We start from the raw sequence: 15056 nt of genomic DNA, 5'->3' as shown, positions 1-15056 counted from the left end.
ACGCGGGTGATCTCGCTGTCCTTGCTGCAACCGGAAGTGGGCACCACTGGCAGCCCCGCTCCGGTGCAGGACGCCCCGCGTCCGCCCTCGTCTGTCGCCGGTACGCCGCCGAGGGGCCTGACCGGACCCTGACCTTAACGGCCCGGAAACCCCGACGACCTTAGCCTCGCCGAACGTGCGACCGCCGAGGCGGATGAGTAGCGGCCGGAGGCCCCGTGACGGCTTCGGCCTACATCCGATCCATCCCATCCACAGCCCTGGTGCCGATCAGGCGCCGGGTCATCCGGGCATCGGAGCCGGCGGCCTTCGACGACGGTGTGGCGACTGTACCGTCCGCATCCGCCGGGCGCAGTCTTCATGCCGCCGCCGCGGTCTTTGCCACCCGGGTCGCCTCCGCCGGTCTCGCCTATGCGAGCCAGGTGCTGATCGCCCGTCTCCTGGGCGGAACCGAGTACGGGATCTTCGCCGCCGTCTCGGTCTGGATCGCGATCCTCGGGCATTCGGCAAATCTCGGCTGGTCCCAGGGGGCCTGCCGCTTCCTGCCGGCAGCGCAGGCGGCCGGCGACCATGATGCCGTCCGCGGCTTCCTCCTCGCTGGTTCGGTGATCTCGGCGGTTGTCGGCGCTGGCGTCGCGGCCCTCGGGATCGCCGCCCTCTGGCTCGAAGGTTCGGTTCCCGGCGGGCCCTACGCCATGCCCCTGGTGATGGCGGCGCTCGTGCTGCCGGTCTTCGCGTTCCAGGACTTCCTCGAAGGGGTCGCCCGCAGCCAGAACTGGGCAGTCCTGGCGATCGCGCCGCCCTATCTCCTGCGCCAGGGCCTGATCATGGTCGCTGTCGTCGCCGCATTGAGTGCCGGCGCTCCAGCGATGGCCTCGTCCGCCCTCGCATGCATGCTCGCGGCCACTGCGATTTCGGCCGCGGTCCAGGCCTTCCGGCTCCGGCAGCGCCTCGCCCGAACGATCGCGTCCGGACCGCGCCGTTATCTCTGGCGATCCTGGCTTGGCGCCTGTCTGCCCATCGCTGCCGGAGATCTCGCCACCGCCGCCCTTTCCGTGATCGATGTCGTGATCCTGAGCCTGATCGCGCCGCCCGCCGTCGTCGGCCTCTACTTCGCGGCGACGCGTCTGCAGCAGTTCGTCGGCTTCGTGTCCTATGCGGCCACCGCCGCGACCGCGCAGCGTTTCTCCGCGCTCGCGGCTTCGGATGACCGGCAGGGCCTCCAGAGGCTCGTGTGGAACCAGGCGCGGCTCACCGCTGCCGGGACCGCCCTCGTCGGCGGTAGCCTTCTCCTCGTCGCGCCGTGCCTCCTCGATCTGTTCGGGTCGGGATTTCGCGACGCCCTTCCTGTCCTGGCAATCCTCGTGGCGGGAAGCCTCGCCGCGAGCCTGTTCGGCCCCGGCGAGCACCTGCTGACCATGCTCGGCGGCGAGCGCAGGGCCGCGGCCATCACTCTCGCGACCCTGGCCCTCGCGGCCCTGCTCTGCTCGGCGGCCTACCTGCATTACGGCGTCATCGGCGCCGCTGCCGCCATGGCCGCCGCCGTGACACTGCGCGCCGCGGCGATGGCGCTTGCCGCGGCAAGCCTCCACGGGATCGGGACCTTCGTGATCCGGCTGCGGGGATCGTCGCTCGCGAGACCCTGATGGTCCTCCCCTCTCGGCAGGGCGGGGCAGCCTGTGCTAACGCACCGCCTCGGCAAGTCGTCCCGGACATCCCAGACAGGATAACCACGCCTCATGCCTCGTTTGCCCTCTCGCTTCCTCACATTCATCGCCGGAGCTTCGTTGATCGCCATGACCGCATCCGCCTCAGCCGAATACGTGACGACGCCCACCGGCCTGAAGTACCAGGACGAGGTCGTGGGCACCGGTCCCGAGCCGAAGGCCGGCCAGAAGGTCAGCGTCCACTACACCGGCTGGCTCGACGAGGGCGGCAAGCCGGGCAAGAAGTTCGATTCATCCCGTGATCGCGGCCAGCCCTTCAGCTTCACGCTCGGCGCCGGACAGGTCATCGCCGGCTGGGATTCCGGGGTCGCCACCATGAAGACCGGCGGAAAGCGTCGGCTGGTGATCCCGCCGGACCAGGGCTACGGCGCCCGCGGCGCCGGTGGCGTCATCCCCCCCAACGCCACCCTGATCTTCGACGTCGAGCTCCTCGGCGCCCGCTGAGCCAAGGTCGCAAAGGCCCTGAACTCAGGTTCGCCAACCAGACACTTTCTTTCTGGCCGATGTGATGTCACCCACACCGTCATCCCGGGGCGCCGAAGGCGAGCCCGGGATCCATAGCCGCCGACGGAGCCATGCTTTGCACAGGTCGAGGCTATGGATTGCACGCCTCCGGCGCGCCCCTTCGGGTCCGGGCTCTGCTGCGCAGCCCCGGAATGACATCAAGGGTGTGACGATGGCTCGATCGTCGCGCTTAAAGCGTCCCTCGAGACCGGTTCCATATCGCGCGGATCTTGCCTAGCACTCCGCCCCTCTTCGGGCGGAGCCATAGAGAATCCATGCCGCTGCGCCACCTCGCCCTCACCGAAGACCTCATCGCCGCCGCCCACCCGCGGCCGGCAGCCGATATCGCCTCCGCGATGCCGCTCCTCGACGATGCCGAGGTCGAGGCCGGCCTCGATGTCGCGCTCCGTGAGCGGCCAAAGCCCGGCGGCTCCGGCCCATGGGTCTTCGGCTATGGCTCTCTGATCTGGCAGCCCGAATTCGCCATTGAGGAACGGCGAATCGGTTGCGTGCGCGGCTGGCACCGCAGGTTCTGCCTGTCGCAAAGGCGGTTTCGCGGCTCGGCCGAGCATCCCGGCCTCGTCCTCGCCCTGGTGGCGGGCGGGATCTGCAAGGGCGTCGTCTTCCGCCTGCCGGCGGGAGATTGGCGCGACACCCTACTGCCGGTCTGGCGCCGCGAGATGCGCGGCAACGGCTACCGAGCCCGCTGGCTACCGGTCTCGACACGAAACGGCGTCGTCGAGGCCCTGACCTTCGTCGCCAACCCGGCCTGCGAGCGTTACACCGGCCGCCTCGACGAGCGGCGCATTGCCGAGCTCATCGCGGCGGCCAATGGCGGCCTCGGACCGAGTGCGGAGTACCTGCGCCGGACGGTCCTCGCCTGCGCCGAGCTCGGCATCCACGACCGGCACCTGTGGTCGCTCCAAGCCTTCGTCGCCGAACGGCTGGCGGGCATCGCCGGGAGCCGACTCAGCGCTCTGTCAGCTTGAGCTCGATCCGGCGGTTGCGGCCATAAGCCTCCTCGGTAGTCCCGGCCTCGATCGGCTGGAACTCGCCGAAAGCCGCCGCCAGGAGGCGCTGGGGCGGGATGCCCTTGCCTGCCATGAACTGCACCACCGCGATGGCGCGGGCTGCCGAGAGCGCCCAGTTCGAGGGGAACTGCGAGCTCGCGATCGGCCGCGCGTCGGTATGGCCGTCGATGCGAAGGACCCACGGAATGTCGGCGGGGATCTGCTTGGCGAGATCGAGGATGGCGGTGGCGATGCGGTCGAGCTCGGGTGCCGCCTCGGGCTTGAGGCTCGCGGAGCCCGCCGGGAACAGCACCTCGGATTGCAGCACGAAGCGGTCGCCGACGATGCGGATGTCGGGCCGGTTGCCGAGGATCTGGCGCAGTCGCCCGAAGAAGTCGGAGCGGTAGCGCGCCAGCTCCTGGACTCTTTGGGCCAACGCCACGTTGAGCCGGCTGCCAAGGTCGGCGATCCGCGCCTGGCTCTCCTTGTCGCGGTTCTCCGATGCTGCGAGGGCGTCCTCAAGGGCGGCGAGTTGGCGGCGCATCGCCGCGATCTGCTCGTTGAGAAGGTCGACCTGCGAAAGGGCGCGACCGGTATTGGCCCGCTCGGCGGCAAGCTGCTTGTCGAGGTCGCCCGCCCTGGCACCGGTGCCCTGTGCCGCCTCGACCTCGGCGCGAAGCCGGGTGCGGTCGGTTTCCGTCGCCAGAAGCGTGCTTCGCAGGCTCGCGGCGGCCTCCTCCTGCGCCCGCTTGTTGGACCGTTCGAGGGCGAGGAGGTCGGTGAGATCCGCGATCTGGCGGGTCAGGCGGTTGAGGACGGAATCGCGGCCTGTGATCTCCTGCGACAGGAAGAACTGGCCGACGACGAAGATCGTGAGCAGGAAGACGACGGCGAGAAGCAACGTCGCCAGGGCGTCGACATAGCCCGGCCAGACGTTGAGCGACCGGTCCCTCCGCGTCCGCAGCGACGCCATCAGACCCGCTCGCGCCCGAGCCGGTCGAGGGCCTGTTTCAGCTCGCGCTCGCGGCTCGCCTGCGCCTCGACCCAGTCGCGGATCATCTGCTGCTCGGCGCGCATGTGCTGGACGAGGCCCTGGATCCCCTCGGCGAGGTTGGTCATCGCCTGCGTCGCGACGCGGCCGTTGGCGCCCTCGGCGACGACCGCCGTGAGCCGCTCCACCGCTTCGGTCAGTTCCTTGGACGAGGCCGGAACCGCCGTCTGCGCGACGGGCGCAGCGATTTCCGCCTCGCCCGAGAGCAGCCAATCCTCGAGATCATTGTGGAAGCGGGCATGGGCCTGCCCCGCCTGAAGGTCGAGGAAGCCGATGACGAGCGAGCCCGCAAGGCCGAATAGCGAGGCCGAGAAGGCGAGGCCGATGCCGCTGAGCGGCTTGGCGAGGCCGCTCTTCAGTTCGTCGAACATCGCCCCGGCCTCGCCGCCGCCGCGCATGTCCTGGATCACCGAGCCGACTGCGCTCAAGGTGTCGATCAGGCCCCAGAAGGTCCCGAGCAGGCCGAGCAGGATCAGGAGCCCTGCGATGTAGCGCAGGATTTCACGGCCCTCGTCGAGTCGCGCGGCGGTCGTGTCGAGGAAGGCGCGAAGTCCGGGGACGCTGCGCCCCTCGCCCCGCGCCGCGATGCCTTCTGCGAGCGGCGCCAGCAGGACCGGCGCCTTGGTCGGCTCGGCCCCCGTCGCGACGGCGTTGACGTAGGCGGTCTCACGTTTGAGCCGCACCACCTGCCCGAAGGCGATGAGGACCGCGATGAGCAGGACGCCGAGAATGAGACCGTTGAGGCCCGGATTGGCGAGGAAGGCCGGCGTGATCTGCTTGAACAGGACGAAGGCGAGGAAACCCACCAGGATCAGGAACACCAGCATCCGGATCAGATAGATGCCCGGCTTGGCGAGGGGTTCGGCGTTGGACGCTGGACGGGTCGCCATCGGGTCGCGAACTCATTATCGGAGCAAGGACGCATCTCGCGGAGGTCTCATCGACCTTCCGCTCGGCGCGGCGCCCTCGGGGCGATTGCGGCCGCACATTGGCCGCAGGGCCTTCTACGATCAAGTCCGCCCGGCGCGCGCGTCGGAAACCAGCCTTGGAGAAGGTCTCTAATCCCACTCCCGCGGCCAGGTCTCCTCGAGATGCGGTCCGAGTCGCACCGCCGCGACGCGTTTGGCCAATCCCGTTCCGTCGTCGGTTTCGACGGCGATGCCGCAGAGCGTGCCTTCACCGCTGGCCGCTTCGAGGCGGGCGCCCGGCGTCTTCTGCAGGAAGCGGCGCAGAGGCTCGTCCTTCTGCATGCCGAGGATCGAGTCGTAGTCGCCGCACATCCCGGCATCCGAGAGGTAGGCGGTGCCGCCGGGCAGGATGCGGTGGTCCGAGGTGGGGGTGTGAGTGTGCGTGCCGACGACGAGGCTGGCCCGGCCGTCGAGGAAGTAGCCGAAGGCCTGCTTCTCGCTCGTCGCCTCGGCGTGGACGTCGACGATCACCGCATCCGCAACCTCACCGAGCGGGCAGGCGGAAAGCTCGCGCTCGGCCGAGGCGAAGGGATCGTCGAGGGCATCGAGATAGAGCCGGCCCATCACGTTGAGGACGAGAACTCGGGCGCCCTTGTGGGTCTCGACGACGGTGGCGCCTCGCCCCGGAGTGCCGGGCGGATAGTTGGCGGGGCGCACCAGCCGCGTCTGGCGGGCGATGAAGACCAGGGCCTCGCGCTGGTCGAAGGAATGGTTGCCGAGCGTCACGGCGTCTGCGCCGGCCCCGAGGAGCTCGTCGCAGATCGCCTCGGTGATGCCGAAGCCCCCGGCCGCGTTCTCGCCGTTGATGACGACGCAATCGAGCCGCCAGCGCTCGCGCAGCTTCGGGAGGCGGTCTGTGACAGCGTTGCGGCCTGGACGTCCTACGACGTCGCCGAGGAAGAGCAGCCGCATGTCGTCAGGTCCGGATCAGGGAGACCGGCCCGGCCTCGGTGACGAGATGGTCGAGGGGCTGGTCGTGGGCCTCGGCCGGCACCTCGTGGATCTCCTGGACCGAGAATGCGACGCCGATGGTTAGTACCGGTCCGCTGCGGGCGAGGCGCGCGATGGCTTGGTCGTAATAGCCGGCGCCATAGCCGATGCGGTGACCGCGCCGGTCGAAGGCGGCGAGCGGCACGATCAGCGCGGTGGGGTCGAGCGGGGGCAGGTCGTCGCGCGGTTCGCTGAGGCCGAAACCGCCGCGGACCAGCGCTTCGCCGGCCTTCCACTCGCGAAAGACCAGCCCGGCCGGGGTGACCTTCGGAAGTGCGATGCGCTGGCCACGGGCGAAGAGCCGATGAACGAGTGGGCGCGGATCGACCTCGCTCCGGATCGGCCAGAAGGCGCCGACGATCTCGGCTTCACCAAGGGCGCCGATCGCCATGACCTCGTCGGCGATCCGCTCCGAGCCTTCGCGGCGCAGATCGAGATCGAGGGCATCGCGGCGGGCGAGCGCGGCGTTGCGGAGGTCGGCCTTGAGGCCGGATGTCGGCGAAGAGGATGAGTGCGGAGCCACGTGAGCCGTTGGAGGATCGATCCCGGGAAACCTACAATGTAGGTGGGCGCCGTGTTGGCCAAGTCCAGGGACGAGGCCAGGGACAGCTCCCGGGGGAGTCGATAAGGCCCCGGGGAAAGTGCTCCTGACGGACTCTGCAGCCCCGCCATCGATATGTAGCGTCGGTGGAAGCGTTGCGCCAGGGGGCACAGGCGCCTCGGTAAGGCGTCGACCTTGAGTTGCTGGCAAGTCGATCCTTGCACCGCCATGCTGCTTATCCCGGGTCCTCACCCCGCCGCCAGCGTGTTCGCCAGCCGCTCGATCCGCTCCGCCGTGCGCGTGAGGCCCTCCTCCAACTGCGCCTCCTCGGCGGCCCGCACGGCGTCCAGGGCGTCGAGACGTTCGCGAATGGACCCCGTCTCCGCTTCTAGCGCGGCGAGCTTGCGCTTCGCCTCGGTCAGCTCGTCGGCCTGGGTCAGGGCGGCCATGACGTGGAGGCGCATGTCGCCGATCTCGCCGAAGGCCTGGCGCATCTCGGCGACGCGGGCATCGAAGCTCGCGGCGAGGGCTGCCAGATGCGGCTCCTCGCCGTCGGCACAAGCCATCCGGTAGCTCTTGCCATCGATGGTGACGTTGATCTGGGGCATCGCTGCGCCGCCGTCAGAGGTCGGTATGGCGGGGGCGGGTCAGCACGCCCTCCACCGCCGAAATCGCCCGCCCGAGGCGGTGGCCGACATCACTGGTGGCAGCCTCGACCGCAGCGAGCCGTGCGCTCGCCGCGTCGAGCTCGGCAGCGAGGCGGGTGCGGTCCTCACCCATCAGGGCGAGCTCGGTCTCGGCCTCGCTCGGCGCGCGCTCGGCCGCGAAGCGCTCGGCGACGACGGCCTCCAGGCGCGCCAAGGCCGCCTCCAGGCGGATGAGGCCTTGTCCGGCAGGGCGGCTCATCTCACGCTTCCCATGGTGATGCAGTCTCGAAGTCGGTCGACTTGCATTGTCGGACCCGTCGCCATCCGAAATCAACCTGACTTTCGCGGAAGATCGTCACCCCACAACCTTTGCCCACCCCAACCGGCATGATACGGAGCCGGCGTCCGCCTGACGACACGCCTTCGCCGGACCGCGACCCGTTCAAACTCCGTCCGCTTCACCCTCGATATCGGGGAGCCGGCGGGATCGGCGCGGTTCATCCCGGGTTCAAGCGCATCATCGTTCAGGACGGGCGCGGTGCGATGGGGAGCTCAAGCAGCTCCAGGCCTTGCCCAGGGCCTTTGCCGTGCCGATGTGGGCTCTACGGGGTGCCAGGTTTCGGCGCCCGACAGAAGAAGGATGAAGGCCGTGACGGTCAAGGTTGCCATCAACGGGTTCGGGCGTATCGGTCGCAACGTGCTGCGCGCCATTCACGAGGCCGGCCGCAAGGACATCGAGGTTGTGGCGATCAACGATCTCGGCCCGGTCGAGACCAACGCCCATCTCCTGCGCTTCGATTCGGTGCACGGCCGCTATCCGGGCAAGGTCGAGGTCGATGGCGACTTCCTGATCATCGACGGCAACCGCATCAAGGTCACGGCCGTGCGCAACCCGGCCGAGCTGCCGCATCGCGACCTCGGCGTCGACATCGCCCTCGAATGCACCGGCATCTTCACGAGCCGCGACAAGGCCAAGGCCCATCTCGAGGCCGGCGCCAAGCGCGTCATCGTCTCGGCCCCGGCCGACGGCGCGGACCTGACCGTCGTCTACGGCGTCAATCATGACCAGCTCACCGCCGACCACATCGTCATCTCCAACGCCTCCTGCACCACGAACTGCCTCGTGCCGGTGGCCAAGGTGCTGCACGAGACCGTCGGGATCGAGCGCGGCTTCATGACGACGATCCACTCCTACACCAACGACCAGCCGTCCCTCGACCAGATGCACAAGGATCTCTATCGGGCCCGCGCCGCGGCCCTGTCGATGATCCCAACCTCGACAGGTGCGGCAAAGGCCGTCGGCCTCGTGCTGCCGGAACTCAAGGGCCGGCTCGACGGTACCTCGATCCGCGTGCCGACCCCGAACGTCTCGGCGGTGGACCTCGTGTTCACGGCCAAGCGCGCGACCTCTGTCGAGGAGGTCAACGGTGCGATCAAGGCGGCGGCCGACGGCCCGCTCAAGGGCGTGCTCGCCTACACCAACGAGCCCAACGTCTCGATCGACTTCAATCACGATCCGCACTCGTCGACCTTCCACATGGACCAGACCAAGGTGATGGACGGGACTTTCGTGCGCATCCTCGCGTGGTACGACAACGAGTGGGGCTTCTCGAACCGCATGGCCGACACGGCCGTGGCAATGGGCAAGCTGCTCTAGTTTCCGGGGATCGAAGCCCGAGACGTTCCGCTAAGACCACTTGCCAAATCCACAATAGGTGTGCCCGAGATGACCGAGACTTCGCCGACGAATACCACCGGACGCGACTTCATCCCGGGCACGCCGACGCCCTCAAGCCCGCCACAGGCCTCTTCGCCGAGCCCCGCGCCGACAGCTGGGGCTGTCGTGCCCGCCAAGACCGTAGGGCCGACCGACACCGTCGTGGCGTCCTCGACAAGCGACCAGCTCGCTCGCATCGAGGACAAGTGCGCGCGGATCGAGGACAAGTATGCCCGCTCCGAGGCCCTGCTCTCGCGGGTCGAGGAGAAGATGGAGGGCGCGGCCCAGCGCATGAACGAGGCGGCTCGCCAATCCGACCTCGCGGCGCTCCGCAGCGAGGTCCGCGCGGTCGCCGACCGCACGCGCCGGCTTCCTGGCGCCGGTGCCCTTGTTCTGACCGCAATCATCACCGCTGTGCTCACCGTCGTCCTCACCATCGCCGTGCAGCGCCTCAACCTGCAGGCCATGATCCCGGTCTGATCGCTGTGCCAACCTGAAAACCGCGCGAGACAACCAGAGATGACCGCCTTCCGTACCCTCGACGATGCCGGATCCCTGAAGGGCAAGAGGGTGCTGCTGCGGGTCGACCTCAACGTGCCGATGGAGACCGGCCGCGTCACCGACGCGACCCGCATCGAGCGGATCGTCCCCACCATCCGGGAGATCGCCGATGGGGGAGGGCGCGTCGTGCTCCTCGCCCATTTTGGCCGCCCGAAGGGCAAGCCCGAGCCTCGGGATTCGCTACAGCCCGTCATCGCCACGCTCAGCCAGCATCTCGGGCGCCCGGTCGCCTTCGGCGGCGATTGCATCGGTGAGGCTGCGGCCTCCGCAGTCTCCTCCCTCGCAGACGGCGACGTCGTGCTCCTGGAGAACACCCGCTTCCATGCCGGCGAGGAGAAGAACGATCCGGCCTTCGCCCAGGCGCTCGCCGCAAACGGCGACATCTACGTGAACGAGGCGTTCTCTGCGGCGCACCGGGCCCATGCCTCGACGGAAGGGCTCGCCCATCTCCTGCCCGCCTTCGCCGGGCGCCTGATGCAGGCCGAGCTCGACGCCCTGACCAAGGGGCTCGAAGCGCCGGCCCGGCCGGTGATCGCGCTGGTCGGCGGCGCCAAGGTCTCGTCGAAGATCGACCTCCTGCAGAACCTCGTCACCAAGGTCGACATGCTGGTGATCGGCGGCGGCATGGCCAACACGTTCCTTCACGCGCAGGGCAAGGATGTCGGAAAGTCGCTGTGCGAGAAGGATCTGGCCGACACCGCATTGCGCATCGTCGAGGCTGCCAAAGCTGCGAAATGCCGGATCATCCTGCCGGTGGACGCCGTGGTCGCCACCGAGTTCAAGGCGCATGCCGCTCACGAAACGGTCGGCGTCGATGCTGTGGCGGAATCCGGCATGATCCTCGATGCCGGGCCGGCTTCCGTCGCCGAGATCTCCAGGGCCATCGACGAAGCCGCGACCCTGGTCTGGAACGGCCCCCTCGGCGCCTTCGAGCTCGCGCCATTCGATGCGGCGACGGTGGCGGCGGCGCGGCACGCGGCCGAGCGAACGAAGGCCGGCAAGCTCGTCTCGGTGGCCGGCGGCGGCGACACCGTGGCGGCGCTCAACCATGCCGGCGTCGCCGAGGAATTCTCCTACATCTCCACCGCCGGCGGCGCCTTCCTCGAATGGCTGGAGGGCAAGGTGCTTCCGGGCGTCGAGGCGTTGCGGGTGAAGGAGCAGGGGTAAGTTCCACCAATTTCGTCATTCCGGGGCTGCGCAGCAGAACCCGGACTCCATAGCCGCCGACAGCTCTTCAGTTCCAGGAACCTGCGGTTACGGATTCCGGGCTCGCCTTCGGCGCCCCGGAATGACAAGGCGAGGTGAAAATGTCGGGCCGCGTCGACGAAGACGGCTGGAGCCCTATCCTCTGAGCGCCCACCGAGGCGCAGGCATCGAAGGAGACCATCAATGGCACGCATCACCCTGAGGCAGCTTCTGGATCACGCCGCCGAGCAGGGCTACGGCGTGCCGGCCTTCAACATGAACAACATGGAGCAGGGGCTCGCCATCATGGCCGCCGCCGACGCGACGGATTCGCCGGTCATCCTGCAGGCGAGCCGGGGCGCGCGCTCCTACGCCAACGACGTGGTGCTCGCGAAACTCATCGACGGCCTCGTCGAGATCTACCCGCACATTCCCGTCTGCATGCATCTCGACCACGGCAACAACGAAGCCACCTGCGCCACCGCGATCCAGTACGGCTTCACCTCGGTTATGATGGACGGCTCGCTCAAAAGCGACGGCAAGACCCCTGCCGATTACGCCTACAATGTCGAGATCACCCGCAAGGTCACCGAGATGGCCCACTGGGCCGGCGTCTCGGTGGAGGGCGAACTCGGCGTGCTCGGCTCGCTCGAGAGCGGCGAGGGCGAGGCCGAGGACGGTCACGGTGCGGAAGGCGTGCTCTCCCACGACCAGCTTCTCACCGACCCGGACGAGGCGGTGAAGTTCGTGAAGGCCACCAAGGTCGACGCGCTGGCGGTGGCGATGGGCACCAGCCACGGCGCCTACAAGTTCACCCGCCAGCCCGACGGCGACGTGCTGGCCATGAACGTGATCGAGGAGATACACCGCCGCCTGCCCTCGACCCACCTCGTCATGCACGGCTCCTCCTCGGTGCCGCAGGACCTTCAGGACATCATCAACCAGTATGGCGGCGAGATGAAGCCGACCTGGGGCGTGCCGGTGGAGGAGATCCAGCGCGGCATCAAGCATGGTGTCCGCAAGATCAACATCGATACCGACAATCGCATGGCGATGACCGGCCAGATCCGGAAGGTGCTCGCCGAAAACAAGGCCGAGTTCGATCCGCGCAAGTACCTGAAGCCCGCCATGGATGCGATGACGAAGCTGTGCAAGCAGCGCTTCGAGGAGTTCGGCACGGCAGGCCAGGGTTCCAAGATTCGTCCGGTCTCGGTCTCGGCCATGGCGAAACGCTACGCCGATGGTTCCCTCGACCCGAAGATCGGGTAAGGCGACGGGTCTTCTCAGCCGGACCCGTCGATGACCGAGCCACGCACCCGCATTGCCCTGCTGACGCCCCACCGGGTGGAGGCTGCCCAAGCCGACGTTCTGGTGGCCGCGGTCGGTCGGGCGATGACGGTTCTCGACGTGGCGGCGCTCGTTCTGCGCCTCGCGCCTTCCGACGAGCGCAGCCTCGTCGGCCTCGTCAAGCAGATCGCTCCGGCAGGAGTGGAGAAGGGGGCTGCGGTCCTCGTCGCCTGCCCTGACTTCTCCGGCGACCTCGTCAGCGTCGCTGCACGCGGCGGCGCGGACGGCGTCCATCTCGACCGGGTGCCGGGAGGCCTTCTTCGCGATTTTCGCGGCCGGCTCAAGGACGGACGCATCCTCGGCGCGGGCGGGCTGGAATCGAAGCATCTCGCCATGGAGGCCGGCGAGGCCGGCGTCGATTACGTGATGTTCGGCGGCCTATACCCCGACGGCGTCGCGCCGGACCCGGAGACCGTGCTGGCGCGGACCGAATGGTGGGCGGAGATCTTCGAGACGCCCTGCATCGCGGTGGCCGCAACCCTCGACGAGATCGCGCCGCTCGCCGCCACGGGCTGCGAGTTCGTCGGGCTCGAAGCATCGCTCTGGATGGAGGAGGGCGCCGATCCCGGTGCTGTCCAGGCTCGCCTTGCCCAGGCCGCGACGCCGGAGGCCGGGCGGTGAGGTCGCGCGTCCTCCTCGCAGCGTTGATCGCCCTGGCGGGCTCCGCCGCGATGGCCGAGGTACCCAAATATGAAGCGCCCAAGGACGTGGTGCCGGCGACGCCCCGCGCCATCAAGATGGCGCCTCTCAAGGACCTGCCGACGCCCTACACGCCAGGCGCGGTCGGCGCCGTCCCGCTCCCTTCGGCCAAGCCCCCGGACGTCGCCTTCGGCGCCTACCAGCGCGGCCAGTACGCCACCGCCTTCCGCGAGGCCACACAGCGCATCGCTGCCGATCCGAAAGACGCCGCGGCGATGACGCTGCTTGGCGAGCTCTACAACCAGGGCCTCGGGGTGCGCCAAGACGCGGTCAAGGCCGCCGAGTGGTATCGCCTTGCCGCCGCGCAAGGGGACGGCCATGCCATGGCTGCCCTCGGCCTCATGGCGATGGATGGCCGCGGCGGCCCAAAGGACCAGAAGGGCGGTCGCGCATGGCTCGAGAAGGCAGCCGAGAAGGGGGACGCCACCGCGGCCTATAATCTCGGCCTGCTTCTCCTCGGCACCGGCGCCCAGGCCGACCTCGTGAAGGCCGCCTCGCTCTTCCAGAAGGCCGCAGACAACGAGATCGGCGCCGCCCAACACAATATGGGAGTGCTTTACCTTCAGGGCCGCGGCGTTGCGAAGGACCCGGCCAAGGCCGCCGAGTGGTTCCGCCGCGCGGCCGATAACGGCGATCTTGCCGGCGAGGTCGAGTTCGCGATCCTGTTGTTCAACGGCACCGGCCTGCCGAAGGACGAGATCCGCGCCGCGCGCTACTTCGCCCATGCCGCCTCGCGCGGCAACGCGATCGCCCAGAACCGTCTGTCCCGACTTTACACCGTCGGCCGCGGCGTCCCGAAGAACCTCGTCGAGGCCGCGGCCTGGAACCTCTCGGCCTCGGCACAGGGCCTCACCGATGCATGGCTCGACCAGGCCCTTACCGGGATCAGCGCCGAGGAACGTGCCCGGGCTGAGCGGCTTGCGGCGGACCGTGCGAACGTGAACTGAGGCGCGATCGCATCATCCAAAACGAACCGTCATTCCGGGGCGCTGCAGGCGAACCCGGAATCCATAGCCGCCAACGGAGCCAAGATAAGCACGCGTCGCGGTTATGGATTCCGGGTTCCGCTCTGCGGCCCCGGAATGACGGAGTGGATGTGACGGCCGGCCGCGATCTGCTATGGAGACCCCGACCGCCGGGTCGACGCCTGGCCGATTATCCACGTCCCGAGGTCCTCTGCCCCCGCATTGCTACGGGACAGCCGCGGTCGATCCGCGGCGGCAGGATCTCTCGACGCTCGAAGCCCCTTCGACATCCAACGACCCGGACCGTTCAAGCGATGATCAGCTCACCCCTCATGACCGTGATGGTCGATGCCGTGCGCAAGGCCGCGCGCGGGCTCAAGCGCGATTTCGGCGAGATCGAGAATTTGCAGGTCTCGCGCAAGGGGCCGGGCAACTTCGTCTCCGCCGCCGACCGCAAGGCCGAGGAGGTTCTTCGCGATGCCCTGATGAAGGCCCGGCCCGGTTACGGGCTGGTGCTGGAGGAGTCCGGCATCATCGAAGGCCAGGACAAGAGCCATACCTGGCATGTCGACCCGCTCGACGGCACCACCAACTTCCTCCACGGCATCCCGCATTTTGCGATCTCCGTCGGCCTGGAGCGCGAGGGCCAGATCGTGGCGGGCGTGATCTACGATCCGGCCAAGGACGAGCTCTTCGTCGCCGAGCGCGGAAAGGGCGCTTATCTCAACAACCGCCGCCTCCGGGTCTCCGGCCGCGACGACATGGCCGACGCCCTGGTGGCCTACGGCTCGCCCTATCTCGGGCGCGGCGACCATCCCAAGCTCCTGCGCGAAGTCGCCGCCGTGATGGCGGTGACCGGCGGCGCCCGCCGCTTCGGCTCTGCCGCCCTCGACCTCGCCTACGTGGCCTGCGGCCGCTCCGATCTCTATTGGGAGCGCGACCTGCAGACCTGGGACATTGCGGCCGGCGTGATCCTGGTCCGCGAAGCCGGCGGCTTCGTCACCAGTGCCGATGGCGGTGCCGAACCCCTCGCCGCACGCTCGGTGGCTTGCGGCAACGAGGCACTGCATGGGGAATTGATCAAGCTGCTGCGCAGGGCGAACGCTTAGGGACGGTCCTCCTTCCCACTCTGCTTCGCTTCTGATCT

Annotated in this window: 16 protein-coding genes and 1 other RNA gene; 10 read left to right on the top strand and 7 right to left on the bottom strand. The window is 68.6% G+C overall.

Annotation, left to right across the window (positions count from 1 at the left end; all coding sequences use genetic code 11):
- Positions 1-215 precede the first annotated feature (215 nt).
- The 3 genes from K2Y56_RS04890 to K2Y56_RS04880 all read left to right on the top strand — a co-directional run bounded on the left by K2Y56_RS04890 (position 216) and on the right by K2Y56_RS04880 (position 3217).
- Positions 216-1643 (top strand): lipopolysaccharide biosynthesis protein, encoded by a 1428-nt coding sequence (locus tag K2Y56_RS04890; RefSeq protein WP_292505687.1) that lies wholly within the window; start codon positions 216-218, stop codon positions 1641-1643.
- Positions 1644-1736: 93 nt separating this feature from the next.
- On the top strand, positions 1737-2168 hold the full coding sequence (locus tag K2Y56_RS04885; protein ID WP_292505685.1) for an FKBP-type peptidyl-prolyl cis-trans isomerase: 432 nt from the start codon (positions 1737-1739) through the stop codon (positions 2166-2168).
- A gap of 335 nt (positions 2169-2503) precedes the next feature.
- Complete coding sequence (locus tag K2Y56_RS04880) at positions 2504-3217, top strand: gamma-glutamylcyclotransferase (RefSeq protein WP_292505684.1); 714 nt, start codon at positions 2504-2506, stop codon at positions 3215-3217.
- On the opposite strand, the gene K2Y56_RS04875 is transcribed toward K2Y56_RS04880, so the two are convergent.
- The 7 genes from K2Y56_RS04875 to K2Y56_RS04845 all read right to left on the bottom strand — a co-directional run bounded on the left by K2Y56_RS04875 (position 3198) and on the right by K2Y56_RS04845 (position 7694).
- On the bottom strand, positions 3198-4211 hold the full coding sequence (locus tag K2Y56_RS04875; RefSeq protein ID WP_292505682.1) for a peptidoglycan -binding protein: 1014 nt from the start codon (positions 4209-4211) through the stop codon (positions 3198-3200). The two genes, K2Y56_RS04880 and K2Y56_RS04875, sit on opposite strands and share 20 nt — an antisense overlap.
- On the bottom strand, positions 4211-5179 hold the full coding sequence (locus K2Y56_RS04870) for a MotA/TolQ/ExbB proton channel family protein (RefSeq protein ID WP_292505680.1): 969 nt from the start codon (positions 5177-5179) through the stop codon (positions 4211-4213). Before K2Y56_RS04870 ends, K2Y56_RS04875 begins: the two co-directional genes overlap by 1 nt.
- 168 nt (positions 5180-5347) lie before the next feature.
- Complete coding sequence (locus K2Y56_RS04865; RefSeq protein ID WP_292505678.1) at positions 5348-6169, bottom strand: TIGR00282 family metallophosphoesterase; 822 nt, start codon at positions 6167-6169, stop codon at positions 5348-5350.
- 4 nt (positions 6170-6173) lie between these two features.
- A complete protein-coding gene (locus K2Y56_RS04860; protein WP_292505676.1) occupies positions 6174-6770 on the bottom strand; it encodes a 5-formyltetrahydrofolate cyclo-ligase in 597 nt (198 codons plus the stop codon).
- A non-coding RNA gene (gene ssrS, locus K2Y56_RS04855) (6S RNA) lies at positions 6760-6916 on the bottom strand. The genes K2Y56_RS04860 and ssrS overlap by 11 nt, the downstream gene beginning before the upstream one ends.
- Positions 6917-7036: 120 nt before the next feature.
- Entirely contained in the window at positions 7037-7396 is a 360-nt protein-coding gene (locus K2Y56_RS04850; RefSeq protein ID WP_292505675.1) for a cell division protein ZapA, read from the bottom strand.
- Between the two features lie 13 nt (positions 7397-7409).
- Positions 7410-7694: a DUF4164 domain-containing protein gene (locus K2Y56_RS04845; RefSeq protein WP_292505673.1), complete on the bottom strand. Its 285-nt coding sequence runs from the start codon at positions 7692-7694 to the stop codon at positions 7410-7412.
- A 390-nt stretch (positions 7695-8084) separates the two neighbouring features.
- Between K2Y56_RS04845 and gap the strand changes: the two genes are divergently transcribed.
- The 7 genes from gap to K2Y56_RS04810 all read left to right on the top strand — a co-directional run bounded on the left by gap (position 8085) and on the right by K2Y56_RS04810 (position 15018).
- Complete coding sequence (gene gap / locus K2Y56_RS04840; RefSeq protein WP_292505671.1) at positions 8085-9092, top strand: type I glyceraldehyde-3-phosphate dehydrogenase; 1008 nt, start codon at positions 8085-8087, stop codon at positions 9090-9092.
- Between the two features lie 69 nt (positions 9093-9161).
- Complete coding sequence (locus tag K2Y56_RS04835) at positions 9162-9632, top strand: hypothetical protein (RefSeq protein ID WP_292505669.1); 471 nt, start codon at positions 9162-9164, stop codon at positions 9630-9632.
- 39 nt (positions 9633-9671) lie between these two features.
- A complete protein-coding gene (locus tag K2Y56_RS04830) occupies positions 9672-10880 on the top strand; it encodes a phosphoglycerate kinase (RefSeq protein ID WP_292505667.1) in 1209 nt (402 codons plus the stop codon).
- 222 nt (positions 10881-11102) lie between these two features.
- Positions 11103-12167: a class II fructose-bisphosphate aldolase gene (fba, locus tag K2Y56_RS04825; RefSeq protein ID WP_292505665.1), complete on the top strand. Its 1065-nt coding sequence runs from the start codon at positions 11103-11105 to the stop codon at positions 12165-12167.
- A gap of 30 nt (positions 12168-12197) precedes the next feature.
- A complete protein-coding gene (locus K2Y56_RS04820; RefSeq protein ID WP_292505663.1) occupies positions 12198-12866 on the top strand; it encodes a thiamine phosphate synthase in 669 nt (222 codons plus the stop codon).
- 50 nt (positions 12867-12916) lie between these two features.
- The gene (locus tag K2Y56_RS04815; protein ID WP_292505709.1) at positions 12917-13891 is read left to right on the top strand and encodes a tetratricopeptide repeat protein; all 975 of its coding nucleotides are present in this window, start codon (positions 12917-12919) and stop codon (positions 13889-13891) included.
- Positions 13892-14223: 332 nt separating this feature from the next.
- The gene (locus K2Y56_RS04810) at positions 14224-15018 is read left to right on the top strand and encodes an inositol monophosphatase family protein (protein ID WP_292505661.1); all 795 of its coding nucleotides are present in this window, start codon (positions 14224-14226) and stop codon (positions 15016-15018) included.
- Positions 15019-15056 lie beyond the last annotated feature (38 nt).

It is taken from the genome of Methylobacterium sp., assembly GCF_019745455.1.
Taxonomy (GTDB): Bacteria; Pseudomonadota; Alphaproteobacteria; order Rhizobiales; family Beijerinckiaceae; genus Methylobacterium.
This window is presented reverse-complemented; position numbering and strand designations above follow the sequence as displayed.

Bases quoted from the DNA above. Each gene is read 5' to 3' on its own strand.
- K2Y56_RS04885 (WP_292505685.1), top strand. From the start codon at position 1,737: ATGCCTCGTTTGCCCTCTCGCTTCCTCACATTCATCGCCGGAGCTTCG.
- K2Y56_RS04835 (WP_292505669.1), top strand. From the start codon at position 9,162: ATGACCGAGACTTCGCCGACGAATACCACCGGACGCGACTTCATCCCG.
- K2Y56_RS04850 (WP_292505675.1), bottom strand. From the start codon at position 7,396: ATGCCCCAGATCAACGTCACCATCGATGGCAAGAGCTACCGGATGGCT.
- K2Y56_RS04815 (WP_292505709.1), top strand. From the start codon at position 12,917: ATGGCCGAGGTACCCAAATATGAAGCGCCCAAGGACGTGGTGCCGGCG.
- fba (WP_292505665.1), top strand. From the start codon at position 11,103: ATGGCACGCATCACCCTGAGGCAGCTTCTGGATCACGCCGCCGAGCAG.
- K2Y56_RS04830 (WP_292505667.1), top strand. From the start codon at position 9,672: ATGACCGCCTTCCGTACCCTCGACGATGCCGGATCCCTGAAGGGCAAG.
- K2Y56_RS04810 (WP_292505661.1), top strand. From the start codon at position 14,224: ATGATCAGCTCACCCCTCATGACCGTGATGGTCGATGCCGTGCGCAAG.
- K2Y56_RS04865 (WP_292505678.1), bottom strand. From the start codon at position 6,169: ATGCGGCTGCTCTTCCTCGGCGACGTCGTAGGACGTCCAGGCCGCAAC.
- K2Y56_RS04875 (WP_292505682.1), bottom strand. From the start codon at position 4,211: ATGGCGTCGCTGCGGACGCGGAGGGACCGGTCGCTCAACGTCTGGCCG.
- K2Y56_RS04820 (WP_292505663.1), top strand. From the start codon at position 12,198: ATGACCGAGCCACGCACCCGCATTGCCCTGCTGACGCCCCACCGGGTG.
- K2Y56_RS04870 (WP_292505680.1), bottom strand. From the start codon at position 5,179: ATGGCGACCCGTCCAGCGTCCAACGCCGAACCCCTCGCCAAGCCGGGC.
- K2Y56_RS04880 (WP_292505684.1), top strand. From the start codon at position 2,504: ATGCCGCTGCGCCACCTCGCCCTCACCGAAGACCTCATCGCCGCCGCC.
- K2Y56_RS04845 (WP_292505673.1), bottom strand. From the start codon at position 7,694: ATGAGCCGCCCTGCCGGACAAGGCCTCATCCGCCTGGAGGCGGCCTTG.